This window comes from Roseovarius sp. JB2-10, from assembly GCF_055693585.1.
The window spans coordinates 3,005,285-3,030,473 of the sequence record NZ_CM146337.1 but is presented as its reverse complement, the minus strand read 5'-3'; the positions used below and the strand labels follow the sequence as shown (position 1 = coordinate 3,030,473).

The window sequence follows — 25,189 nt, the reverse complement described above, 5'->3', positions numbered from 1 at the left end:
AACGGGATGTCCATAAGCGACCCCTTTTGCTACAGGTTCGCTTATTTAAGGGTTTCAAATTCAAGCAAACTTGAATTAAAATAAGCGCCTCTGAAACCCTGGTTCGCAACGGTGCAAGAAACGAATCACTTGCAAAGCGATGTTGCACGGCTTGCCTTTTTCCTGTTGTCTGGCGCTCGGACATATTGGGGTTGGAGGGATCATCGTGGCTCAGTTGGACATTGATTTTGTGCGCGCGCAGTTTCCCGCGTTTTCGGAGCCATCCCTGCAGGGTCAGGCCTTTTTTGAAAACGCGGGCGGGTCTTATACCTGCCTGCCAGTGATCGAACGGTTGGAACGCTACTATCGGCAGCGCAAGGTGCAACCCTATGCGCCCTACACAGCCAGCCGTCTGGCCGGGGAAGAAATGGATGAAGCCCGCACCCGTCTGGCCGCGATGTTGGGGGTTGCCAATGATGAATTGAGCTTTGGCCCGTCCACCACCCAAAACACCTATGTGTTGTCGCAGGCCGTGCGCCAGTGGATGTCACCGGGGCAGGCGATCATCGTTACCGATCAGGATCACGAGGCCAATTCAGGCCCATGGCGGCGACTGGCCGATGACGGCATCGAAATCCGCGAATGGAAGATCGATACCGAGACCGGGCTGCTCAACGTGGCCGATCTGGAAAACCTGCTCGACGAAAACGTGCGGCTGGTATGTTTTCCGCATTGTTCGAATATTGTGGGGGCGCTCAATCCGATTGTGGAAATCACCGCTGCCGCCCATGCCGCCGGGGCGTTTGTGTGTGTCGACGGTGTCTCCTACGCGCCGCATGGGTTTGTGAATGTGGGCGATATGGGCCCTGATATCTATCTCTTTTCGGCCTACAAAACCTACGGCCCACATCAGGGGATCATGGTTATGCGCCGGGAACTCGGCCAGCTTCTTCCCAATCAGGCGCATTGGTTCAACGCGGATAGTCTGTACAAGCGGTTCACGCCCGCGGGTCCGGATCACGCACAGGTGGCGGCGTCCGCCGGGATGGCAGATTACTATGACACCCTGGCCAGCCATCATGGGATCGACGGCGCCCCTGCGGCACGCACCGCGGGTGTCCACACCATGATGCGCGCACATGAAACGCAGCTTTTGCAGCCCTTGCTGGATTATCTGAGCGCGCGAAATTCTGTCCGCCTGATTGGACCCGCGGATGCTGCTGTCAAAGCACCGACTGTTGCGGTGGAGTTGACCCATTCCGGTGAAGAGACGGCCGCAAAACTGGCCGCCCATGGCGTGATGGCCGGTGGCGGTGATTTCTACGGTGCGCGACCGTTGACCTCGATGGGCGTGGATCCGGAAAAGGGCGTTCTGCGCCTGAGCTTTGTGCACTACACGACACAGGCCGAAGTGGATCAGCTTCTCAATGCATTGGATGACGTTTTGTGAACTGGTCAGACGGCATTGCTGCCCTATGATTTGAGATCAAACCAAGAGGCCGGGCATGAACACCACCACACCGACACTTCTATGGCTGCGCCGTGACCTGCGGCTGAGCGATCATCCGGCGCTTCTGGCGGCCTGTGCCCGAGGCGGGCCGGTGATCCCGGTTTTTATCCATGACGCGGATGTCGAGGCGTTGGGGGCGGCGCCAAAATGGCGCCTAGGACTGTCGCTCAAGGTTTTTGCAGAGGCGCTAGAGGCGAAGGGCAGCCGTCTGATCCTGCGCAAGGGCGAGGCGGCGGATGTTCTGAAGCAGCTGTGCACCGAGACCGGCGCAGGTGCCGTTTACTGGAGTCGGCTTTATGATCCGCAATCGATCGCGCGCGATACGGCCGTCAAGAAAATGCTGCGTGATGATGGACTGGATGCGGAAAGCTTCAACAGCCATCTGTTGTTCGAGCCCTGGACGGTCGAGACCCAGCAGGGCGGGTTTTACCGGGTCTATTCGCCGATGTGGCGTGCTGTCAAAGATCGCGACGTTCCGGCACCCGACGCCGCGCCCAGTGATATCCCTGCGCCTGAGGTTTGGCCCAAAAGTGACCGGTTGGAGACCTGGCACATGGGGGCGGACATGCGGCGCGGCCTGCCGGTGGTGGGCGGCTGGCAGCGGCCCGGTGAGGCGTCGGCGCTGGACCGGTTGAGCTGGTTCGCGTTTGAGGGCATTCATACCTATAACGAGGCGCGTGACCTGCCCGGTGTGGATGGTACATCCGGCATGTCGGAATACCTTGCCCTTGGCGAAGTGTCGCCCCGGCAATGCTGGCACTCGGGGTTGAGCGCGCTGCATCAGGGGTCCGCAGGCGCGGAAACATGGCTCAAGGAGCTGGTCTGGCGCGAATTTGCCTATCATCTGATGTTCCATACGCCGCATATCCTGGAGGATAACTGGCGCGACGGGTGGTCAAGGTTTCCCTGGCAAACCGATGAGGACCACCCCCACTTGGTGGCGTGGAAGCAGGGGCGCACGGGCGTGCGGTTTGTCGATGCGGCCATGCGTGAAATGTATGTCACCGGCAAGATGCACAACCGCGCGCGCATGATCGTGGCGAGCTATCTGACCAAGCATCTGATGGCCCATTGGCGGATCGGACAGAAATGGTTCGAATATTGCCTGACCGATTGGGATCCGGCATCCAATGCGATGGGCTGGCAATGGACGGCCGGATGCGGGCCGGATGCATCACCCTATTTCCGGATTTTCAATCCTGACACGCAGCTACAGAAATTCGACCCCAAGGGAGACTATGTGCACCGGTGGCTTGCCGAAGGTCAGGCCACCCCGTCGCGTACGGCTTTGGCCTATTTCGACGCGGTCCCCAAACGGTGGGAGCTGTCACCCAAAGATGCCTATCCGCAACCTGTGGTCGAGTTGGCCGCGGGCCGACAACGCGCGCTGGATGCATATGGCGCGCGCGACTTCTGATCTGTCACAAAAACCCTTGCCGACACCAACCCCGACCCCCTAGCGTAGGCGAAAAAAGACAGGGATGAGGGAATGATCCTGACCGATACGACCGGCCAGAGCGGCCTGCCGCGATATTTCGCGCGGGTCTATGACATTGCATGCAAAATCAACCATGGCCGATTGGACTTTGTTTTGTCTGATGGTCGCGTTTTTCGGGCCGAAGGTGCGCAGCCCGGACCGGTTGCTGAAATGGTGGTCGAGAACCCCGATTGTTTCGCCAGATTGATCCGTGAAGGCGACCTGGGGCTGTGTGATGCCTATCTGGAAGGCTGGTGGAGCACACCAGATTTGCAGGCACTTATGGATTTTGTGCATCACGACAACGAAGTGCTGTACGACGGATTTCCCGGCATGTTTCTGGTCCGGGGCTACGAAAAACTGCGCTATTGGATGAATCGCAACAATCGGCGGCAGGCGCGCAAAAACATCAGCCATCACTATGACCTGGGCAATGAATTCTACGGTCTGTGGCTGGATGACACGATGACTTATTCCAGTGCGCTTTTTGAAACCGGGCAGGAAAGTCTGGAAAACGCGCAGATCGCAAAATACGCCAGCATGATCGATCAGATGGGCGTGAAACCCGGCGATCACGTTCTGGAAATCGGATGTGGCTGGGGTGGGTTCGCTGAATATGCGGCGCGGGAACATGGGTTGCGGGTCACGGGGCTTACGATCAGCGAAGAACAGTTGAAGTATGCACGGGAACGTATTGAAAATAATAATCTTTCAGACATGGTCGAGTTCCGCCTTCAGGACTACCGTGATGAACAGGGCACCTATGATGGCATCGCCAGCATCGAAATGTTCGAGGCCGTGGGAGAGCAATACTGGCCAGCTTATTTCGATACGCTGCGCGAAAGACTGCGGCCCGGTGCACAGGCCACGCTGCAGATCATCACGGTCGAGGATCGGCGCTGGAAGGTCTATCGGCGGGGGGTAGATTTCATCCAGAAATACATTTTTCCGGGGGGGATGCTGCCCTGTCCGAGCGTGCTGAAATCCGAGATTGAACGCGCCGGTCTGTGCGTGTCGAAAACCGTGAAATTCGGCGAAAGTTACAGTCAGACGCTGCGGCGCTGGCATCAGACGTTCAATCAAAAATGGGACGAAATTGCCCATATGGGATTTGACGACAGATTCCGCCGGATGTGGAATTTTTATCTGACCTCTTGTGCGGGAGCCTTCCAAAGCGGTAATTGCGATGTAGTCCAGATCACAGTAGCGAGGCCAGAATAGATGCCGGTCACCGACAACATGCCCACCGCCGCCAAGATGGCCGCCGCCATCTGTTTGGGTGCGGTCGCATGGTACGCTTCGGATTTGATACGGCCCTTGATGCCGGACGGGACCGATTTTGGCTATTTCAACTGGGCAAACCTTGCCCTTGGTATGTTGTGCGGCTGGTTTGTGATCGGCAAACGTGTGGGACGCACCTATGTGGAGTCTTTCAGCGCAGGCCTCACGGGCATGGCCGCGCTGATATTCTGGGCGCTGTTTCTTCAGAGCTTCAACGAAATGCTGAAGCTGGCCTTGCAAAGCCGCTATCAGGGCCCTGTGGAAGGCATCATCGCCATTTTTGAGATAGCGGTCGATTTTGGCTCATCCCTGATCGACACCAATCTGATTGTGACCTTGGTTGTGGGCGGCATTTTGTCCGGTGTCGTGGCGGAATGGGCCTCACGCCGCTGGTCGTGAGTTTGTGACGCCGATCTTCTTATATGGCCCGCTGGCATGGCCGCCCATTCTGGACCTGTTCCAACCCCAAAACCCCGATAGCGCGTCAGATACTTCGACAGCCGTTTTGACCGGTCATGTGCTTGCCGGGGATGAAATGACGTCTTTCCCGATGGTGATGACGGGTGAGGGAGAGGTTGATGGTCTGCTGCTTCACGCGCCCTCCCAAACGATCGTCGAGCAACTCAGCTATGTCGCAGCTGCTCTTGGGTGTCGCCCGCAAGCCATGTCCGTTCGGGTGGCAGAGGGGGCATGCGAGGCCGCCGTATTTGTCCCGTCGAGTGATGAGACCAAGGTCGATCACGTCTGGCACGGCGCAGAGTGGCAGAAAAAATGGAGTCAGATTTTCACCTTTGCGGTTCAGGAAATTCTGGAGCATCTTGGCAAGGTCCCGGAGAACCGAATTCACCAGATGATGCCAATGATCCTTGTGCGGGCCGCGGCGCGCGTTGCAGCAGCCCAGGGCGTGCCGCGGGAGGTACGCAGCGACAACCACGCGGATCATGTTGACGTTTTAAGCAAGGAAAACAGCCATGCCGGGTTTTTCCTGACGCGGCGCTATGCGTTGAAACACCCGACCTTTGCCGGTGGCATGAGCCCGATCGTCGACCGTGAGGTTTTTGTCGCAACGGATGCCGCGATTGTGCTGCCCTATGATCCGGTGCGCGACCGGGTTTTGTTGGTGGAGCAGTTTCGTATGGGGCCGTTTGGGCGTGGCGATCCCTATCCTTGGATGCTGGAGCCGGTCGCAGGACGGGTTGATCCGGGTGAGACACCGGAAAAAACCGCCCGGCGGGAATGCATCGAAGAGGCAGGTCTGGCGCTTGATCGGTTGATGCATATTGCCAGTTATTATTGTTCTCTTGGATGCTCGACAGAGTATTTCCATTGTTATCTGGGTTTGTGTGATCTGCCCGAGGTTACGACCGGGCAGGGCGGGTTGATCAGCGAAGATGAGGACATCCGCACGCATGTTTTGCCCTTTGATCGTGCAATGGCGCTGATCCCGTCTGGCGAGGCGGCCAACGGGCCATTAATCCTGAGCCTTTTGTGGCTGCAACGGGAACGTGACCGATTGCGTGCAGATGCCGGAGGAGGCGCTTGAAGTTGACCCCGCCAAGACATACACCTTGGGGGCGCAAAGACAGGAGCAGCCCGCAATGCAATACGCACAGGATCTGGCCGCGGCCATTGGCAACACGCCGCTGATCAAGCTGAGACGAGCCAGCGAAGAGACCGGCTGCACCATTTTGGGCAAATGCGAATTCCTGAACCCCGGTCAATCGGTCAAAGACCGCGCGGCGCTCTATATTATCCGCGACGCGGTGGCGCGCGGTGACCTGCGCCCCGGTGGCACGATTGTTGAGGGGACGGCGGGCAACACGGGCATCGGTCTGGCGATGGTCGGCGCATCGATGGGGTTCAAAACGGTGATTGTGATCCCTGAAACCCAAAGCCAGGAAAAGAAAGATATGATCCAGCTGGCGGGTGCCGAGCTGGTGCAGGTTCCGGCGGCGCCGTACAAGAACCCGAACAATTATGTGCGCTATTCCGGCCGTTTGGCCGAAAAGATGGCCGCCGAAGATCCCAATGGCGCGATCTGGGCCAATCAATTTGACAATGTGGCCAACCGGCAGGCGCATATCGAGATGACCGGTCCCGAAATCTGGGCGCAGACCGATGGCAAAGTGGACGGGTTTGTCTGTGCCGTGGGCTCTGGCGGTACTTTGGCGGGCGTAGGGGCTGCGCTGCAGCCCAAGGGCGTCAAGGTGGCGCTTTCAGATCCGATGGGATCGGGCATGTACACGCTCTTTCGGGATGGTGCGGCCGCGGCGGAGGGTGGCTCGATCACCGAGGGAATCGGGCAGGGCCGGATCACCGCCAACCTTGAGGGGTTCACGCCCGATATGTCGTGGCAGATCCCGGATGATGAGGCGCTGCCGATTGTGTTTGACCTGCTGCGCGAGGAAGGTTTGTGCCTGGGCGGCTCGTCAGGCATCAACATCGCGGGTGCCATGCGGATGGCGCGTGAATTAGGCCCGGGGCACACGATTGTCACCGTGCTGTGTGACTATGGTACGCGGTACACATCGAAACTCTTCAATCCGGAATTCCTGCGGGGCAAGGGCCTGCCTGTTCCCGATTGGCTCGAAGGCTCGCCACGCTCCATTCCTGGCGTATTTGAAGACGCATGAGCGCTCTAAGATCTTTTTCCTGATCGTATCGCTGGTGCTGGCGTCAGCGCTGTTTGGGGTGAATCCGGTATCGGCGCAACCGACGAATATGACGCCGGATTACACCGAGTGGGAGAATGTCGCGAGCTTCACCGAGCGCGCGATTGAGGCTGAACGCGCGTCGAACACCGCACTTGAGGAATTGCGCAACGAAATCGTTGGTTGGCGGCAGCAGTTTTTGGACGCGCAGAGCATCAACAGCGCGGCTATTGCGTCGGTCCGGGCGCAGCTGAATTCCATTGGCCCGGCCCCAGAAGATGGCGCAGAAGCGTCGGACATTGCCTCGCAGCGACAAGAGCTCAACAGCCGATTGTCGGATTTGCAGGCGCCGGTTAAGCGCGCAGAGCTGGCGCATACGCGCGCGGACGGCATGGTGGCGGGCATTGATGGCATTATCCGCGAACGCCAGACCGAAGAATTGCTGGATTTTGGCCCGTCGCCGCTCAATCCGACCCATTGGCTGGCGGGGATGGCCGGTCTTTATTCCGCCTTTGACCTTGTCCGCAGCGAAGTTGTGGATGCGTGGCGCGACCCGTTCCAGAAATCCGAGGCCAAGGCGGCAACACCTGCGGTTCTGATATGGCTGGTCATCGGCATATTGCTGATCGCACGGGGGCGCATCTGGACCAACCGGCTGGTGCGGTATGTGCTGTGCGAAAAGAAGGATATGACCGCAGGTGCCGGGCGATGGGTCACGGCGTTTGTGGCCTCGTTCGGGGCATTGATCCTACCGCTCGCTGGCATGTATGCGCTGACGGAAGCGGCCTTTACCACCGGCCTTGTGGGTGTCCGCGGGACGCTCTTTCTTGAGGCGCTGATCCCGGCGGCCTTCATTTACCTGCTGGCGCGGTGGCTTTCGATGCGGATTTTCCCGTCGATCCAGCTGAGGTCACCCTTGTCTCATCTGGATGAGCAGGAACGGCGCTCGGGGCGGCTTTACGGTGCCTCGCTTGGCATGGTGATCGCCGCGTTCTTCATCCTGCAACAGGTTTCTGATTACGCCGACTGGTCCGAGGCTGCGACCAATGTCGTGTTGTTCCCGGTCATGGTGATCTCGTCACTGCTGCTGATCCGGGTGGCGCGCCTGCTGATGTCGCATGCAAGGTCGAGCGCCGAAGCGGAAGAAAGTGAGACCTATCGAGGGCGCCTTTTGCGCCTTATGTCGCGCGCCATCGTCGCGCTGGCCATCATCGCGCCGGTGCTGGCAGCGATCGGGTATTTCAAAGCCGCACAATCGTTGATGCTGCCCTCGCTCTTCTCGCTGATGCTGGTCGCGGTTCTGCTGGTTCTGCAACGGTTGGTGAACGAGGTTTACGTCCTGCTGAGCGGCAAGGGCGAAGGGGTATCGGATCTCGCTCATTCCGGTGCTGATCGGATTTGTCCTTGTGCTGATGTCGGCGCCGTTCTTTGCCCTGATCTGGGGCGCGCGCGTGGCGGACCTGACCGAGCTTTGGACTCAGTTCACCGAAGGGGTTGATCTGGGCGGTGTGCGCATATCGCCAACGATTTTCCTGACCTTGGCCATTGTGTTTGCCATCGGCTACATCCTGACACGTGCGCTTCAGGGTACGTTGAAAAATACCATTCTTCCCAAGACGAAACTCGACACAGGCGGGCGCAACGCGATCACCGCAGGGGTCGGGTATGTCGGGATATTCCTGTCGGCCCTGATTGCGATCACAAGTGCCGGAATTGACCTCAGTTCGCTGGCGATTGTTGCGGGTGCCCTTTCGGTCGGTATCGGTTTTGGCCTGCAGAACATCGTCTCGAATTTCGTATCGGGAATCATCTTGCTGATCGAACGCCCGATTTCCGAGGGCGACTGGATCGAAGTAGGCGGCATGCATGGCTATGTGCGCGATATTTCCGTGCGCTCGACCACCATCGAAACCTTCGATCGCTCCGATGTGATTGTGCCCAACGCGGATCTGGTGAGCGGCACGGTGACCAACTACACCCGGGGCAACACCGTCGGGCGGGTGATCGTCCCGGTTGGAGTGGCCTACGGAACCGATACGAAACTGGTCGAACAGGTTTTGCGCGACGTGGCCGAGGCGCATCCGATGGTTCTGGCCAATCCGCCGCCCGCGGTGCTGTTTCGCGGGTTTGGCGCGGATTCGCTTGATTTTGAGATCCGGGCGATCCTGCGCGATGTGAACTGGATGATGAGCGTTCATTCGGACATGAACCACGAAATCGCTCAGAAGTTCACCGAGCTGAACATTGAAATTCCGTTTGCACAGCGCGATGTCTGGCTGCGCAATCCCGAGGCTTTGCAGGGCAGTGGCACGGCGCCAGCGGCTCCGAAAGAGGTGCCATCTGCACCGTCGCCCAACCCTGATCAGGCGCCACGTGTGCCCGATGGTGATCCGGCGGACGAATAGCGCGGAATGCCGCAGCGATATCGCACAGGGCTGTCCCGGTGCATTCCGCTCTTGCGCAGGCCAAGACACTCGCGCTACACAGCGCCGCAACGGAGCGGTGGCCGAGTGGTCGAAGGCGCACGCCTGGAAAGTGTGTAGGCGGGAGACCGTCTCCAGGGTTCGAATCCCTGTCGCTCCGCCATCACCCAAACCCTGACGTGCCGATCAACAGCGCAACATCGCTCTTTTGGATCACGATTAAGGTTTCGCCATGGACGATCCCGGGGGCATGGCCTACGTTCAATCTGAGTTGAAACCCGGGCCGCAGATGCGCCGGGTCCAGGGGGGCGATGTGACTGCCGGATCGGTCTGCCGATGATTGACAAGTTGAGGATTGTGTTGCGGGTGCTGCGGGTTTTTGTGATCGCCCTTTTGGGGCTGACGACGCCCGTCGCGGCGTTTGAAGCGCAGTTGCAACTGACCCGTGTGGATGAAGACCTGCGTGCTGGCCTGTCGCAACGCTCGCTGGTGATGACCGCACAGGAAGAGGGGGTTCAGGCCCCGCTCGATATCCTTGCTGCGGCTCAGGCGGATTACGGAAATCTGGTTACGGCGCTTTATAACCGGGGGTACTTTGGACCGGTCATCAAGATCCTGGTGGATGGCCGGGAGGCCGCGACAATCGAACCGCTGGCCCGGTTACGTTCCGTCCGGCAGGTGTCTGTCCTGATCGACACAGGGCCGTCCTTTACGCTAGGGACGGCGCGCTTAGGCCCGGTCTCGCCCGATACGGTGATCCCCGAAGGATTTGCCACCGGACAGCCCGCGCGCCTTGGGGTCATCAGCGATGCAGCCCAGGCCGGGATCGATGGCTGGCGGGACCTCAGCTATGCCAAAGCCCGGATCAAACGGCAGGAGATCACCGCCAATCATAAAGATGCCCGGTTGCATGTGCGTCTGGCGCTGGAAACCGGCCCGGCGGTGACGTTTGGCAAGGTGAATGTGCCCAACCCAAGCGCTGTGCGCGAGAGGCGCATCCGCCGGATTGCGGGCATTCCACGGGGCAAGCCCTTTGATCCCAATGAGCTTGATCGCGCGGTCAAAAGACTGCGGCGTGCCGGCGCGTTCAGTTCCGTCACCCTGCGCGAGGCGGAAAACCTGGGTCCGGGTGATACATTGGATATCGAGCTGGATCTGGTCGATGCCAAGCCGCGGCGTTTTGGCTTTGGTGCCGAGGTTGAATCGGTTGAAGGGCTTACCTTGTCGGGCTTCTGGCTGCACAGAAACCTGTTTGGAGGTGCCGAACGCTTCCGGTTCGAAACCGAGGTTTCCGGACTGGGCGGCGATACCGAAGGGGTCGACACAACGGTGCGCGCCAGCATTTTGCGACCATCAACCTTTGACTCCGACACGGATCTTTATGGGCTGTTGGAGCTTGAGCAACGCGACGAGCCGCTTTTCTTTTCGGAAAAGATCAACGTCGAGGCGGGCATATCGCATTACTATTCGGACGAGCTTGAGGGGCGGATTGGTCTGGCCTACCGGTTTTCGGACGTCCGCGATGATCTGGGCAGCCGAACTTTCAGCCATATTGCGCTGCCTTTGTCGATCACCTGGGACAAGCGCGATGATGAGCTGGACGCAACCGAAGGGTTTTATCTGGCCGCCGAAGGATTGCCGTATCTGGGCATCAATGGCAGCGAAAGCGGTGGCCGTGCGTATCTGGATGCACGCGGTTATCAGCGGGTCGGCGGCGGCGATATCGTTCTGGCCGGTCGGTTGCAATTCGGCAGTATCATCGGCTCTTCGCTGGCGGGTACACCATCGGATTTGCTGTTCCTGTCCGGGGGCAGCGGTACGGTTCGCGGGCAATCGTTTCAATCGCTGTCGATCCGGCGCGGGCTGGCCGAAATTGGCGGGCGGTCCTTTGTGGGCTTTGCCGGTGAAGTCCGATTTCCGCTGACTGCCCGTCTGGGCGGTGTTGCGTTTTACGATATCGGGTACATTGGTGAAAACAGCACGCCGGATGACACGGGCGATGTGCATAGCGGGGTCGGATTGGGTGTGCGCTACAAAACCGATTTCGGCCCGATCCGGTTGGATGTGGCAGTTCCGGTCAGCGGGCCGAACACCTCCGGCTTTGAGTTCTACATCGGCATAGGGCAGGCCTTCTGATGCGGCTGATCTTGATCGTGACATTCGTGATTGCCGGGGCGTTTGCCGCGCTGGCGCAGGATCAGACGTCCTCCGAGGACAAGGGCCGGATCACACGCTATCTGGAAGAGGCATTGTCGGGGTTGGGCCGTGAGGTGCGCATCGATGGTTTCAGCGGCGCGTTGAGTTCGACCGTGCGGATGGAGCGCCTGAGCGTGGCGGATGATCAGGGCGTTTGGGTGACCCTGTCGGATGCAGTGCTGGATTGGAACCGCGCCGCCATTCTGCGCGGCGAGATCGAGATCACGCAAATCTCCGCGCGGCAGATCGATGTGGTCCGGATGCCGGTTTCCGAGGCGGAGACATCACCGGAGGCTGCGGGGAGTTTCTCGCTCCCTGATCTTCCGGTCAGCATCGATATCACGTCGCTGGCGATTGATGAGGTCAAGCTGGCTGAAAGCATCATCGGTCAGGCGGTTGTTCTTGGCATTGAGGGATCGCTGACATTGGAAGGCGGGCAGGGGCAGGCGGCCCTTTCGATTGAGCGTCTGGAAGGTCCACGCGGCGCGTTCAACCTCGAGGCCAGCTATGCAAACACCAGCCGGGAACTGGCGCTGGATTTAACGCTGGACGAAGCCGCAGACGGGATCACGGCAACGCTTCTGAACCTGCCCGGCAAGCCCGCTTTGAATCTGAGCGTCAAAGGGGACGCACCGATTGACGAATTTGTGGCCGAGGTGGCGTTGCGCAGCGACGGGGAGGACCGTTTGACCGGTCTTGTCAGCACGCAAATCGTAAGTATCGTAAGTAGTGAAGGCAACCCGACGGCAGAAGAAGGCGAAACCCCCGATCTGCCGCGGATCATTCTGGTGGATATTGCAGGTGATCTGGCACCGCTTTTTGCGCCGAAATACAGGCCGTTCTTTGGCCCGGATGTGGGGCTGCAATCCTTGGTGCGGCTCTTCCCGGATGGGCGGGTGTCACTGGAAAACCTGAAGCTTGCCGCGGCGTCCCTGAAACTGGAGGGCGCGCTGGATGTGGCCGCCGACGGCATGCCCGAACGCTTTGCGTTGGAGGGCGTGATCGCGGACCCGGATAACGGTTTGGTTCTATTGCCTTCATCCGGCCCCGACACGCGGGTGCGACGTGCGGAGATATCGGCGGGCTACGATGTGGCCGAGGGCGATGCCTGGCGATTGGTGGCGAACCTGAAGGATGTCGAGCGGTCCGATTTGACGCTGGAAGCGGCGCAGATCAGCGCGCGCGGCGTGATCAAGGGCGGCGATGGCTCCGAAGTGGATGCGCGTATCGACGGGATGGCGCGCGGATTGCAGCTTGCGGATGCCGCATTGTCGCGCGCCCTTGGGGATGCGTTTTCTCTGGGCGGTGATATCTCCTGGCGGGAGGACCAGCCGGTGGAGCTGCGCGATGTGACCCTAGCGGGCGACGGTCTGTCCCTCGCGGCAACGGGGCAGATCAAAGGGCTAGAGACAGCAGGGCGTTTTGATGGGGTGCTCACGGCGCAAATCGCGGATCTGACACGTCTTTCTGATCTTGCGGGGCAACCGCTGGCCGGACGTGTCGACGCGCGCCTGTCGGGGCAAGCCGCATTGCTGACCGGGGCGTTTGATCTGGTTTTGGACGCCACGGGCACGGATTTGGGCGTAGGGATCGACAAGGTTGATGGTGCGCTGACCGGCGACAGCACCCTGATGATATCTGCCAAGCGGGATGAAAACGGATTGACCCTGCGCGATGCCACGGTCAAGGCCGCTGCGGGATCGGCGCAGGCATCCGGTACAGTGACCAGTGACGGCAAATCCTTCGACTTTCAGGCGGAGCTGGACACCCTCGCGCGCTTTGTGGAGGGTATCGCAGGTCCGGTTGACGTGTCGGGCAACGCCGTGGAGGACGATGCCGGTTGGGTGGTCGATCTGGATGGAACGGGCCCCTACCAATCGCGCGCTGCAGGGCAGCTGAGCCTGCCAGCGGAGGGCGGCCCCAAGGTCGATCTGACCGGAGAGATTGGCAACGTTGCCGCGCTGATCCCGGACCTGCCGGGGCGGGCGAGTTTCACGGCGACCGCGCAGCAGGTGGGCGAAAACTGGACCGTGGACACCAGCGGGCAGGGGCCTGGCGGCAGCACCTTTGCGATTGACGGGCAGGTGCAGGCGGATGCCACACGTGCCGCACTGGACATCAATGGCACCTTGCCCTTGGCGCTGGCCAACCGGCGATTGTCGCCGACCGCAGCACAGGGCACGGCAACGTTTGATTTGCGCCTTGACGGACCGCTTGAACCGGGCTCGGTGTCCGGCCGGCTCAGCACATCAGGCGCGCGCCTGTCGCTTCCGGATTTGCAGAACGCGCTGACAGATATCAACGCAGAGGTCGATCTGGCCGGGGGACGCGCGTCGATCAATACCGGCGCCAGCCTTGCAACAGGCGGCCGCTTGCAAGTGAACGGGACATTGGGCACGCAGGCGCCGTTTGCCACCAATCTGACCGTTCAAATCCAGAATGCCACGCTACGCGACCCGGCGCTTTTTGAAACCACGGCGCAGGGACTGTTGAACGTGTCGGGCACAGCGCCCAACAATCTGAACATTGCGGGGCGGATCAACCTAGGGCGGACAGAAATCCGCGTGCCCTCCAGCGGGTTGGGGGGCGGTGCGATCCCGCAGATCACCCATGTCAATGAACCCCGGGGCGTGCGAAAAACGCGAGCGCGGGCCGGGCTCTTGGAGCAGGCGACAGGGTCTGGCTCGGGCGGTGGAATTGCGATTGGCCTGAACATCCTGATCGCGGCGGATAATCAGGTTTTTGTGCGGGGCCGGGGCCTTGATGCTGAACTGGGTGGCCGGTTTCAGGTGACGGGTACGACGGCCGCGATCATCCCGATTGGCGGGTTTGAGTTGATCCGGGGCCGGCTCGATATCCTCGGCAAGCGTCTGGTGCTGGACGAGGGACGGGCCCGACTGCAAGGTGATTTTGTGCCCAATCTGCGGCTGGTGGCCAGTACCACAAGTGATGACGATACCGAGGTACGTATTATCATCGAAGGGCGGGCGGATGCGCCGGAAGTCCGGTTCACCTCTGACCCATCTTTGCCCGAAGACGAAGTTTTGGCCCGGTTGCTTTTTGGCCGTGATATCAGCTCACTATCGGCGTTTCAGGCATTACAACTGGCCTCCGCCGTGGCTACACTTGCGGGGCGCGAAGGCACCAGCCTCGCGGAACGCATCCGGCAGAATACAGGGCTGGATGATTTCAGCGTCGGCACAGATGGCGAAGGCGGCACCACTGTGGGTGTTGGCAAATACATCAGTGACAATGTCTACACCGATGTTCAGATCGGCGATCAGAACAACACCGAGATCAACCTGAATATCGATCTGTCACGACGCACCAAATTGCGCGGGCAATTGGGGTCGGACGGGGGAACGGGCGTCGGCATCTTCTTTGAGAAGGACTACTGAGTCGGCGATGCTGTGCTTCCGTTCAGCGCCCCCGGTGCTGTCTACTAAAAATTTAGTTTGCAAAATGCATTTTTCCTGACAACACTGAACCGGTCGGCAAAAACCGGCATATTAAAATAAATGGGAGGAGAAAAGATGCGTAGGTATCTGCTCAGTGCAGTTGCGGCATCTGCCGTTATTGCAGGGACCAATATGGCCACAGCCGATGAAGCGGCGGCGCAACGTTGGATTGATCAAGAATTCCAGCCATCGGTGCTGTCGAAAGACGAACAGATGGGCGAAATGCAATGGTTCATCACAGCCGCACAACCGTATGCGGGGATGGAAATCAATGTTCTGTCCGAAGGTATTCCAACACATTCATATGAATCAGATGTTCTGACCAAAGCCTTTGAAGAGATCACCGGGATCAAGGTAAATCACCAGATTTTGGGCGAGGGCGAAGTTGTCCAGGCAGTTCAGACACAAATGCAGACAGGGCGGAACCTCTATGATGGTTACGTCAATGACAGTGACCTCATCGGGACGCATTCACGCCTGCAACTGGCCTATAACCTGACGGATCAGATGGCGGGCGATTGGGCGGCGACCACGTCACCGACGCTGGACCTTGAGGACTTCATGGGCATCCAGTTCACTACCGGTCCGGATGGCAAGCTCTACCAGCTGCCGGATCAGCAATTTGCCAACCTGTACTGGTTCCGCAAGGACTGGTTCGACCGCGAAGATCTGCAGGCCGCGTTCAAAGAGAAATACGGCTATGATTTGGGTGTGCCGGTCAATTGGTCGGCCTATGAGGACATCGCCGAGTTTTTCACCAACGACGTGAAAGAAGTCGATGGTACCGCGATCTACGGCCACATGGATTACGGCAAACGCGCGCCTGATCTGGGCTGGCGGATGACCGACGCGTGGCTCAGCATGGCCGGTGCTGGCGACAAGGGTGAACCCAACGGCATTCCCGTTGATGAATGGGGCATCCGGATGGAGCCCGGCACGTGTAACCCCGTAGGCGCATCCGTATCCCGCGGTGGCGCAGCCAATGGTCCGGCGGCGGTATATGCGATCCGCAAATGGGACGAATGGCTGCGGAACTACGCACCTCCCGGCTCGGCTTCTTATGACTTTTACCAGTCATTGCCCGCGCTCAGCCAAGGCAACGTGGCGCAGCAGATCTTCTGGTACACGGCCTTTACTGCCGACATGGTCAAGCCGCAGTCAGAAGGCAACAACACCGTGGATGGCGAAGGCAATCCATTGTGGCGGATGGCGCCAAGCCCGCACGGTCCTTACTGGGAAGAAGGCCAGAAGGTTGGATATCAGGATGTAGGGTCCTGGACCTTCCTGAAATCCACCCCGTCGGATCGGGCACAGGCCGCGTGGCTCTATGCGCAGTTCGTGACGTCCAAGACCGTGGATGTGAAGAAATCCCATGTGGGTCTGACCTTCATCCGGGATAGTTCTGTGAACCATGAAAGCTTCTCCGAACGCGCCTCGAAACTTGGCGGTCTGGTGGAATTCTACCGCTCGCCCGACCGTGTGGCATGGTCGCCAACCGGTGTGAACGTTCCGGATTATCCGAAACTGGCACAGATCTGGTGGCAGCAGATCGGGGATGTGAACTCGGGTGCCTTTACACCGCAAGAGGCGATGGATCGTCTGGCGCAGGAAATGGACATCACGATGAGCCGGATGCAGGCAGCCGATGAGGGTGCGCAGGTCTATGGTGGTTGTGGTCCGCGCCTGAACGAGGAGCAGGACCCGGAATTCTGGCTCTCGCAGCCCGGATCGCCCAAAGCCAAGCTTGAGAATGAAAAGCCACAGGGTCAGACCGTCAACTATGACGATCTGGTTGCCCGGTGGGCCGCTCAGTAATCTAAGCTTCCTGTGAGGTGCCGCAGAGATGTGGCACTTTGCTGGCCGGGGTTGCATGGACCCCGGCCATCCAATCGCCGAGACCATTTCCGGCAAGGGCCAAGATGACCGTAGAATTAAAGAACATAACCAAGGAAGTGGCGGGCCAGACCCATATCAAGCCAACATCCCTGGTGCTAAATCCCGGCCATTTCAATGTGTTATTGGGCGAAACCGGGGCTGGCAAAACCTCTCTGATCAAACTGATGGCCGGGCTCGATCCGATCGCGGATGGGCAGATTTTCATGGAGGGTGAGGATGTCACCCGGCTCAATACGCAAAAGCGCAATATCAGCCTCGTGCATCAGTTTTTTGTCAATTACCCCCATATGACCGTCTTCGACAATATTGCCTCCCCTCTGAATGTTGCAGGCATGGCGAAGTCGGAAATTCAGGGCAGGGTCGAAGAGGCCGCAGATATTTTACAGCTGCGCCCGATGCTGCACCGGCGTCCGCATGAGCTGTCGGGGGGACAACAGCAACGCACCGCTTTGGCGCGGGCGATTGCCAAGGAAAGCCGCGCGGTGTTTCTTGATGAGCCGCTGGCGAACCTGGACTACAAACTGCGCGAAGAGTTGCGCGAACAACTGCCCGAACTTTTTGCCGGGCGCGGCGCCGTGGTGGTCTATGCCACGTCCGAGCCGGAGGAGGCGCTGCTCTTGGGGGGCGAAACCGGTCTGATGGAAGACGGCCGCGTGGTACAGTTTGGTCCGACCGCTGAGATTTACCGCAATCCCGGCTCACTGATGGCCGCGCGGGTGTTTTCCGATCCGCCCATCAACATGGCCAGCGTGACCAAGGAGGGCGATACGATCCGCATGGGGGAAGATGCCGCGTGGACCGCAGGCGCCGCCGCTGCCGGTTTGTCAGATGGTGACTATACGCTCGCCATTCGTCCGCATCATGTGTCGCCGATCAAATCCGGCGCCCACAGTGTTGATTTGACGGGCAAAGTACTGGTGACCGAGCTCAGCGGATCAGAAAGCAGCGCGCATTTCCAAATGAAATCAGCGGATTGGGTGTCATTGGCCCACGGCGTGCATCCGTTCGAAATTGGTGAGGATCATGCGTTTCACATGGACCCGTCCGCCTGTTTCTACTTCGCGCCTGATGGGCAGCTTGTATCGAAAGGGGCGGAGTGATGGCCAAGATTACGCTTTCGCACCTGAAACACAGCTACTATCCCAATCCGAAGACATCTGAGGATTACGCGCTCAAGGAGATTGATCTCGATTGGTCCGATGGCGGGGCTTACGCGCTGTTGGGCCCATCGGGATGTGGGAAATCCACTTTGCTCAACATTATTTCGGGTCTGCTGACGCCGTCTGAAGGTCGAATTCTGTTTGACGATAAGGACGTGACGAACCTGCCACCCAACCAGCGCAACATCGCGCAGGTGTTCCAGTTTCCGGTGATCTACGACACGATGAGCGTCTATGACAATCTGGCCTTCCCGTTGCGCAATCGCGGCGTGGCCGAGGGCACGGTCAAATCCCGCGTGCATGAGATTGCCGAGATGCTGGAGGTCACGGAGATGCTGACCACCCGTGCCGCGAACCTGTCGCCGGATAACAAGCAAAAGATATCCATGGGCCGGGGTCTGGTGCGAGACGATGTGAATGTGGTGATGTTTGATGAGCCTCTGACCGTGATTGACCCCCATTTGAAATGGAAATTACGCAGTAAACTCAAGGAATTGCATCAGAAAGTTCGCGCAACCATGATCTATGTAACTCATGATCAAACAGAAGCGCTGACCTTTGCGGATCAGGTGGTGGTCATGCAAGAGGGCGAGATCGTCCAGATCGGCACCCCCGTTGAGCTGTTCGAGCGGCCCGCCCACACATTTGTGGGACATTTTATCGGATCACCGGGCATGAATGTGTTGCCTGCCGAAATCCGCGATGGCGCGGCGTTCTTTGACGGGCACAAGGTAGAGGTCGAAGGTGCCATCACCGCGGGTTCAGGGCAAACCCAGCTTGGGGTGCGGCCGGAATATGTGCGCCTTGGTGAGGCTGGCCTGCCGGCGACCGTGCGCAAGATATCGGATGTTGGTCGCCACAGCGTGATTGACGCAATGGTGGGCGACACGCTGGTCAAGGCCGTCAGCAGCGGTGCGGTGCCTGAGCAGGGTGAGGCGATCCACCTGTCCTTTGCGCAGGAACATACCCGCGTTTATCGCGATGGCTGGCTGGCGACGGAAAGGGCGGGGTCATGAAGACTGAAAACCAGAAAGCGTGGTTCTTTGTGCTGCCCGTGCTGTTGCTTGTGGCATTTAATGCGCTGGTCCCGATGATGACGGTTGTGAATTACTCGGTGCAGGAAACCTTTGGAAATAATGTATTTTTCTGGGAAGGGCTCCGCTGGTTCGAGGAACTTCTGAATTCCGAGCGGTTTCATGCGGCCCTTGGGCGGCAGTTCCTTTTCACCGGCATTATTCTGGCCATTGAAATTCCGTTAGGGATCATCATCGCGCTTTCGATGCCGCGTCAGGGCATCTGGGTGCCGGTTTGTCTGGTGACCATGGCGCTGCCGATGCTGATCCCCTGGAATGTGGTTGGCGCGATGTGGAACATCTTTGCCCTGCCGGATATCGGCCTGTTGGGCTACCTGATGAATCACACATTGGGCATTCCCTATGATATGACACAGAACCCACTGGCGGCCTGGGTCACGATCATCACGATGGATGTCTGGCACTGGACCTCGCTTGTGGTGCTCCTGAGCTATGCGGGGCTCGTCTCGATCCCGGATGCGTATTATCAGGCGGCCAAGATCGATGGCGCCAGCGCTTGGTCAGTCTTCCGCTATATCCAGTTGCCCAAGATGAAAACCGTGCTGACCATCGCGATCCTTCTGCGCTTTATGGATAGTTTCAACATCTACACGGAACCTTTCGTGCTGACGGGCGGCGGTCCGGGCAACTCGACAACGCTTCTGTCCATCGACCTCGTTAAGATTGCGCTTGGACAGTTCGACCTCGGTCCCGCAGCGGCCATGTCGCTGATCTACTTCGCGATCACGCTGCTGGTGAGCTGGCTCTTCTACACGTTGATGACGAAGGATGATGCGAAATGAGAAAACGCAGCCTCATCCCGATCTTCTATATCATCTTCCTGCTGCTGCCGATTTATTGGCTGGTGGCGATGAGCTTCAAGACCACCAATGAAATCCTTGCAGGGTTCTCGCTCTTTCCGCAGACCTTCACGCTGGACAATTACCGGGTGATTTTCACCGACCCAAGCTGGTACTGGGGGTACATCAACTCGATCCTCTATGTGTCGATCAACACGGTAATTTCCATCACTGTGGCCTTGCCTGCCGCCTATGCGTTCAGCAGGTATCGTTTCCTCGGTGACAAGCAGCTTTTTTTCTGGTTGCTGACCAACCGAATGGCACCCGCAGCCGTTTTCGCCTTGCCATTCTTTCAGCTCTACTCAGCCGTTGGCCTCTTTGACACGCACCTCGCTGTGGCACTCGCCCATTGCCTCTTCAACATTCCGTTGGCGGTCTGGATCCTTGAGGGGTTCATGGGCGGCGTACCGAAAGAATTGGACGAAACGGCCTATGTAGACGGCTATTCCTTCCCTCGCTTTTTCGTGTCGATCTTCCTGCCATCCATCAAGGCGGGCGTCGGCGTGGCAGCGTTCTTCTGCTTCATGTTTTCCTGGGTGGAACTCCTTCTGGCCAAAACACTGACAGCGGTTGAGGCCAAACCGATTGCCGCCACGATGACCAAAACGGCGTCCAGCGCGGGCTATGAGTTGGGCCTCTTGGCGGCGGCAGGGACGCTCACCATCATTCCGGGCGCTGTGGTGATCTATTTCGTGCGCAATTACATCGCCAAGGGCTTTGCCCTGGGGAGGGTGTGAGAATGAGGTATCTGGCTTCTCTCTTGATGCTGCTGCCCAGTCTGCTGCCCGGGGCGGCGCTGGCGCAGAATACATGGGGCAGCGTGGGGCAGGAGGCGCCAAAGGGTTTTTCCTGGACGGACCCGCTCTGGCCCACGTTCTGGATGGCCTGGACGCCCGCAACCCTGGCCGTGTTCGTGGGGATCTTTTCGGCCATGGGCATCCTCACAGTGCTTGAGATCAAACGCCCCGGCGGGGCTGAACGCAAAGGTGTGCTAGGGCTGGTGACAACACGGGGTGACCGGTTGTTCATTTCGCTTTTGGGTACGGTTTATATTTTTCTGGCGTGGCTTGGGTTTGTGGGCATGCCACTCTGGGCGCCATTGGGTCTGAGCATCGCATGGGGCGTATTTTGCTTTTGGAAAGTCTGAGAGTAGAGTAGGCGCTGTGAGGTGCGAGAGCAGGGCGGTTACAGGACAAGAAAATGCGACAAAAGAAAAAGATTGAGTTTCTCACCGAGGTCGAGCTGGAGTTCATGACAGAACTTTGGAGCCTGGGTCAGGGCAGCGTGCGCGATGTGTTGTCGCGTTTGGCACCGGAACGCAATCTTGCCTATACCTCAGCCGCGACGATCCTGCGGATCATGGAGCAAAAAGGCTTCGTGAGCAGTGACAAACACAACAATTCGCTGGTCTACAAACCCGTCCTTGCGCGGGAGGCGTATCAATCCAAGACGCTGCGGAACCTGTCGGACAAGCTCTTTGACGGGACACCGGCCTCGCTGGTGGCGCGGTTGGTGGATGATGGTGGCATCTCTGAAGATGCTTTGGCGGAAATACGGGCGCTCTTGGACAGGAGGTTGACCGACAATGACGGCTAACTCAGTTTTCAATGCCTATGTGGATGCCAACATTATCTTGCTTGTGGCGGCGTGTATCTGGGCGCTGACCCGGTTTGCGCTTAATCGAACGGCGCTGCAACACGCGTCGTTGATGCAGTTGCAACTGGTTTACGGCGTGCTTTTGGCCGTGGCGCTGGCCCCGGTGGCCGTCATCGGGTTTGGCCACTTACAGGCGCTTAACGTGATCAACCCAAGCTATGCGCCGAGCGTGTCGGACTATGCGCTGGCGCAGTTTTTGAATGGCCGGTTTGAAATGTCGCCGTCCACCTTTGAAAGCCTATGGATGTCCCGCACGGTTCTGGCTCAGGATGTGACAACCCTCGGCTCGGTGACGGGCATTGTAGTCGCCGCACTGATCGGGCTTGGATTGCTCATCGGGGGCGCGCGTCTGATACGCAATGCGCTGGCCATCCGGGGCGTGATCCGCTCCAGCTATGTCTGGAAAAGGCGCGGCAGCATCGAGATTTGCCTGTCGGACCAGTGCGACATCCCCTTTTCCACGCGGGGGGTGCGGCGCCGGTACATCGTGTTGCCATCTGCGTTGCTTTCCGAGGCGGATGACCTGCGGATTGCCGTCGCGCATGAGTTGCAACACATGCGGCAGGGCGATTTGGGGTGGGAAATTGCGTTGGAACTGTTGCGCCCGCTGTTCTTTTGGAACCCGGCGATGATGTATTTCAAACGTGAGGTCGAAGAGTTGCGCGAACTGGCCTGTGACCAGCAGGTGCTGATGCGGGATCGGTTCGGCGTGCGTGACTATTGCGATTGCCTGTTGCGGGTCTGTCGCAACCGCTTGGCGCAGGACGGGCAGCGTATTCTGGTCCCAAGCGTGCCACTGGTGGCCCCTGAAGGGAACCGGCGTGCGGCGCGATTCCTCAAGCGACGGGTGATGTCGATGCTGGCGCAGGGCAGCAAGACACCCGGCAAATGGGTCACCTGCGTGCTGGCGGTACCATTGCTGGCCTTGATCAGCTTTGGTTCAATCGCCTCGCAAAGCAGTGGCGACTGGAGCCAGGACCGGCTGATGCTGTCGACGATCGTCAATCTGGAGCGCCTTGATCAACGGAGCGAGTTGACCCGCTACTGATCGGCGGGCGTCAGCACCGTTATCCCAACCGCGGCCGCGCGTGCGAGTTTCGGGTCCAGAGACATTGGAATGTATTCTCCGCGCCGCCAAAGCTGTGCCAGATCATCGTAATGCCGCGACAGGAAATGTCCGGATTGGCCGGTTGACGTGATGAACACGCTGCTGTCGGGATCGGCGAAATCATACACCCCGCGATAGCCTGCGCCATGCACGTTCTGGAAGGGCTCCGTGCCCGTGCCACGGGTCCGTCCGCGCAGCAGGGTGTTGTCACCGCCCGAGGTGGACTGACGGATATTCACGAAATACCGCAGAACCGGAACTTCGCCCAGTACCGGGTGGTCGTGGGTGGCCTGATGCGCGTCGCCCCACCGCAGGCTTTCGAGCGCTGTGCCGTAGGTCTCGCCGATCCAGATCAGCGCATCATCAAGCGCCAGACGGGCGATATCGGTGCAGGTTTCGACCGGCGAGGATTGGATCACGTCACACCAGGCCGATGCGCCGTCGATATCGCGGAAGACACGTTCGATGAACACCGGCTCGGGATGCACGAACTCCGCGGTCAACGGCCCCAGCTGATCGCGGATCAGACGGTCCTGCACAGCGCGCAGCCATGCGGCATAGATCAGCGGTTCAGGCTGGTGTTCGTTCATTTCGCCATTCCAGTCCGACAGCAATTGCAACGCGCGTTGGCGTTGGCGCTCGGGTGTGCCTTCAGGCGCGGACTCGCCCGTGAACCACAGATCGGCACCGATCAGCGGCAGCAAGGAGCGGGCGGTAAAGCTAACCGTGTCGAGCTGTGCCTCGATGAAGCTGTCCCGGGTATGAACTTCGCGGTTTTGCATCAGTTTGCGCCACCGATGAACCCGCTGCGTGTCGCCCCAGACAAAGCTGACATGCAGCGGGAAGGGGCGATCAACGGTCTTGTTGTTGGTATTGCCCAGAACACCACCTGCAGGGGCCAGAAATTCGGGATTGGCGGAATAGGGGCTGATCCCCTGCCACCGGTTTTCCGCGATCCATCCGCGTGCCGGCAAACGGCCTTGGCTTTCGTGATCGGCCGAACGGCGCGGCATCGCGCCAATGGTTTTCAGCGCAATCGTGTCCTGATCAACCAGGGTCAGGTTCTGGGACGGCGTGATGTATTTCTCACCGGCAGCAAGTGCCTCGGGCACGTTTTGGGCATATAGCAGCGCGATTGCCGCGCTCATGGTGGTGTCCGCCGGGCTCAGGGCCGTCCAGGAGAGCGATGCCACATGACCCGTTGGTGTGACCTGATCCAGATCGTAATGTGATCCGGGCAGAACTGGTCCGTTCTCCGTCCAGCGCCGTGTCATTGTGACCGGATCGGCATCTTTGATCTGGATGATAGACCGCTGCGTGATGAAGGGCTTGTAACCATCAGGGGTCAGGTATTCGTTGGGATTGTCGGGATTGACCCGCTCGATAAACATATCCTGATCATCCAGATAGGATGAGGTGATCCCCCAGCCCAGGCTGGCGCTGCGTCCGGTCATGACGGTTGGTACGCCGGGGATTGTGCCGCCGATCACACCACCCGACGAAAGTTCCAGCCGCGCCAGATACCAGATGCCGGGGGCGGTGAAGCCAAGATGTGGGTCATTGGCCAGCAATGTGCCGCCCGATGCCGACCGGGCCGGTGCCGCAGCCCACGCGTTGGATGCGCCCGCGAAGGCCCGTTTCTGGAACGGCGATAGCGGGTGTCTTTGCGCATCAGATTGCGCGGTTTGCACCGGCAAGGCACCACGTGGCCAAAGGCTGGCATATTCGGGTAGGGCGGCAATACCGCCACCGGGGTCCAGCGGCATGATATCCGCCAGACGATCTGCGTCATTCAGGGCCAGTGATGTGCGGGCATACAGCACTTCGTTTTCTAGATGGCTGGACAGTTGCACCGACAACAACTTGATGATGGCGATCAGAATCCGCAGGTTGCCACGGCGCAATCGGGTTGTTGAACATGAACATCTCAGGCGCGCCCCGGCCCAACGCGTCATCGTTGATTTCCTGGACACGGGCATTCACTCCAGCCGAATAGGCGTTGAGCGCAGCCAGCGTGCGGGCGTCCTGCACCTCGACTGATTTGCGCGCAGCGCCGTAAATGTCGAACCGGCGGAGCACCTTGTCAATATCGATGGTCGAGGCGCCAAACACCTCAGACAGGCGACCCTGCACCGTGCGTCGTAAAACGGTCATCTGCCACAGGCGGTCCTGCGCATGGGCATAGCCCAGACCGAAAAAGACATCCGTGTCGGCATCGGCAAAAATATGGGGGACGTTGGCATTGTCATGGACGATTTCCACCGGCCCGGACAGGCCCGCCACGGGGACCGTTTTGTCGTAATCCGGCAAGGAGCGGGACAACAGAAAATAGAGCCCGATGACGGCCACGAGGGCCAGCAACACCATGCCGCCCGCGATCCGAGATAACCATTTAAAGACCTGAGCCATTCCTGCCCCGATTTCCCTTGCATCCTAGGCTGGGATAGTCAGAAATCTGAAC

Annotated in this window: 16 protein-coding genes, 1 tRNA gene and 2 pseudogenes; 18 read left to right on the top strand and 1 reads right to left on the bottom strand. The window is 59.2% G+C overall.

Translation table 11 applies throughout. The features are described from left to right. The first annotated feature begins 205 nt into the window (after positions 1-205). The 18 genes and pseudogenes from ACZ1HJ_RS15170 to ACZ1HJ_RS15085 all read left to right on the top strand — a co-directional run bounded on the left by ACZ1HJ_RS15170 (position 206) and on the right by ACZ1HJ_RS15085 (position 22,668). The gene (locus ACZ1HJ_RS15170) at positions 206-1,429 is read left to right on the top strand and encodes an aminotransferase class V-fold PLP-dependent enzyme (protein WP_472719487.1); all 1,224 of its coding nucleotides are present in this window, start codon (positions 206-208) and stop codon (positions 1,427-1,429) included. 55 nt (positions 1,430-1,484) lie between these two features. Beyond that, on the top strand, positions 1,485-2,906 hold the full coding sequence (locus ACZ1HJ_RS15165) for a cryptochrome/photolyase family protein (RefSeq protein ID WP_472719486.1): 1,422 nt from the start codon (positions 1,485-1,487) through the stop codon (positions 2,904-2,906). A 72-nt stretch (positions 2,907-2,978) separates the two neighbouring features. Continuing rightward, complete coding sequence (locus ACZ1HJ_RS15160) at positions 2,979-4,187, top strand: class I SAM-dependent methyltransferase (protein ID WP_472719485.1); 1,209 nt, start codon at positions 2,979-2,981, stop codon at positions 4,185-4,187. Beyond that, positions 4,188-4,646: a TrgA family protein gene (locus tag ACZ1HJ_RS15155; RefSeq protein ID WP_472719484.1), complete on the top strand. Its 459-nt coding sequence runs from the start codon at positions 4,188-4,190 to the stop codon at positions 4,644-4,646. 4 nt (positions 4,647-4,650) lie between these two features. Continuing rightward, positions 4,651-5,790, top strand: a complete 1,140-nt coding sequence (locus ACZ1HJ_RS15150) for an NUDIX domain-containing protein (RefSeq protein ID WP_472719483.1) — start codon at positions 4,651-4,653, stop codon at positions 5,788-5,790. A gap of 55 nt (positions 5,791-5,845) precedes the next feature. Next, complete coding sequence (locus ACZ1HJ_RS15145) at positions 5,846-6,880, top strand: cysteine synthase A (RefSeq protein ID WP_472719482.1); 1,035 nt, start codon at positions 5,846-5,848, stop codon at positions 6,878-6,880. A gap of 88 nt (positions 6,881-6,968) precedes the next feature. Then, a pseudogene (locus ACZ1HJ_RS15140) lies at positions 6,969-9,303 on the top strand (DUF3772 domain-containing protein). A gap of 91 nt (positions 9,304-9,394) precedes the next feature. Continuing rightward, positions 9,395-9,484 (top strand) — tRNA-Ser (locus tag ACZ1HJ_RS15135). A 173-nt stretch (positions 9,485-9,657) separates the two neighbouring features. Beyond that, on the top strand, positions 9,658-11,457 hold the full coding sequence (locus ACZ1HJ_RS15130) for an autotransporter assembly complex protein TamA (protein ID WP_472719481.1): 1,800 nt from the start codon (positions 9,658-9,660) through the stop codon (positions 11,455-11,457). Continuing rightward, positions 11,457-14,915 carry a translocation/assembly module TamB domain-containing protein gene (locus ACZ1HJ_RS15125; RefSeq protein WP_472719480.1) on the top strand — a complete coding sequence of 1,153 codons (3,459 nt, stop codon included), beginning with the start codon at positions 11,457-11,459 and terminating at the stop codon, positions 14,913-14,915. Before ACZ1HJ_RS15130 ends, ACZ1HJ_RS15125 begins: the two co-directional genes overlap by 1 nt. Positions 14,916-15,050: 135 nt before the next feature. Further along, positions 15,051-16,790 (top strand): ABC transporter substrate-binding protein, encoded by a 1,740-nt coding sequence (locus tag ACZ1HJ_RS15120; protein WP_472719479.1) that lies wholly within the window; start codon positions 15,051-15,053, stop codon positions 16,788-16,790. A 104-nt stretch (positions 16,791-16,894) separates the two neighbouring features. Beyond that, positions 16,895-17,971: an ABC transporter ATP-binding protein gene (locus ACZ1HJ_RS15115; protein ID WP_472719478.1), complete on the top strand. Its 1,077-nt coding sequence runs from the start codon at positions 16,895-16,897 to the stop codon at positions 17,969-17,971. Beyond that, on the top strand, positions 17,971-19,047 hold the full coding sequence (locus tag ACZ1HJ_RS15110; protein WP_472719477.1) for an ABC transporter ATP-binding protein: 1,077 nt from the start codon (positions 17,971-17,973) through the stop codon (positions 19,045-19,047). Before ACZ1HJ_RS15115 ends, ACZ1HJ_RS15110 begins: the two co-directional genes overlap by 1 nt. After that, complete coding sequence (locus ACZ1HJ_RS15105) at positions 19,044-19,907, top strand: carbohydrate ABC transporter permease (protein WP_472719476.1); 864 nt, start codon at positions 19,044-19,046, stop codon at positions 19,905-19,907. The genes ACZ1HJ_RS15110 and ACZ1HJ_RS15105 overlap by 4 nt, the downstream gene beginning before the upstream one ends. After that, entirely contained in the window at positions 19,904-20,701 is a 798-nt protein-coding gene (locus ACZ1HJ_RS15100; RefSeq protein WP_472719475.1) for a carbohydrate ABC transporter permease, read from the top strand. Before ACZ1HJ_RS15105 ends, ACZ1HJ_RS15100 begins: the two co-directional genes overlap by 4 nt. A gap of 143 nt (positions 20,702-20,844) precedes the next feature. Then, positions 20,845-21,111 carry a DUF2160 domain-containing protein gene (locus ACZ1HJ_RS15095; protein WP_472722220.1) on the top strand — a complete coding sequence of 89 codons (267 nt, stop codon included), beginning with the start codon at positions 20,845-20,847 and terminating at the stop codon, positions 21,109-21,111. Between the two features lie 53 nt (positions 21,112-21,164). Further along, positions 21,165-21,560, top strand: a complete 396-nt coding sequence (locus tag ACZ1HJ_RS15090) for a BlaI/MecI/CopY family transcriptional regulator (RefSeq protein WP_472719474.1) — start codon at positions 21,165-21,167, stop codon at positions 21,558-21,560. Then, positions 21,550-22,668 (top strand): M56 family metallopeptidase, encoded by a 1,119-nt coding sequence (locus tag ACZ1HJ_RS15085; RefSeq protein ID WP_472719473.1) that lies wholly within the window; start codon positions 21,550-21,552, stop codon positions 22,666-22,668. The genes ACZ1HJ_RS15090 and ACZ1HJ_RS15085 overlap by 11 nt, the downstream gene beginning before the upstream one ends. Here ACZ1HJ_RS15085 and ACZ1HJ_RS15080 read toward each other — a convergent pair. Beyond that, positions 22,662-25,137: pseudogene (locus tag ACZ1HJ_RS15080) on the bottom strand (penicillin acylase family protein). The gene ACZ1HJ_RS15085 and the pseudogene ACZ1HJ_RS15080 overlap by 7 nt on opposite strands. Between the last annotated feature and the right edge of the window lie 52 nt (positions 25,138-25,189).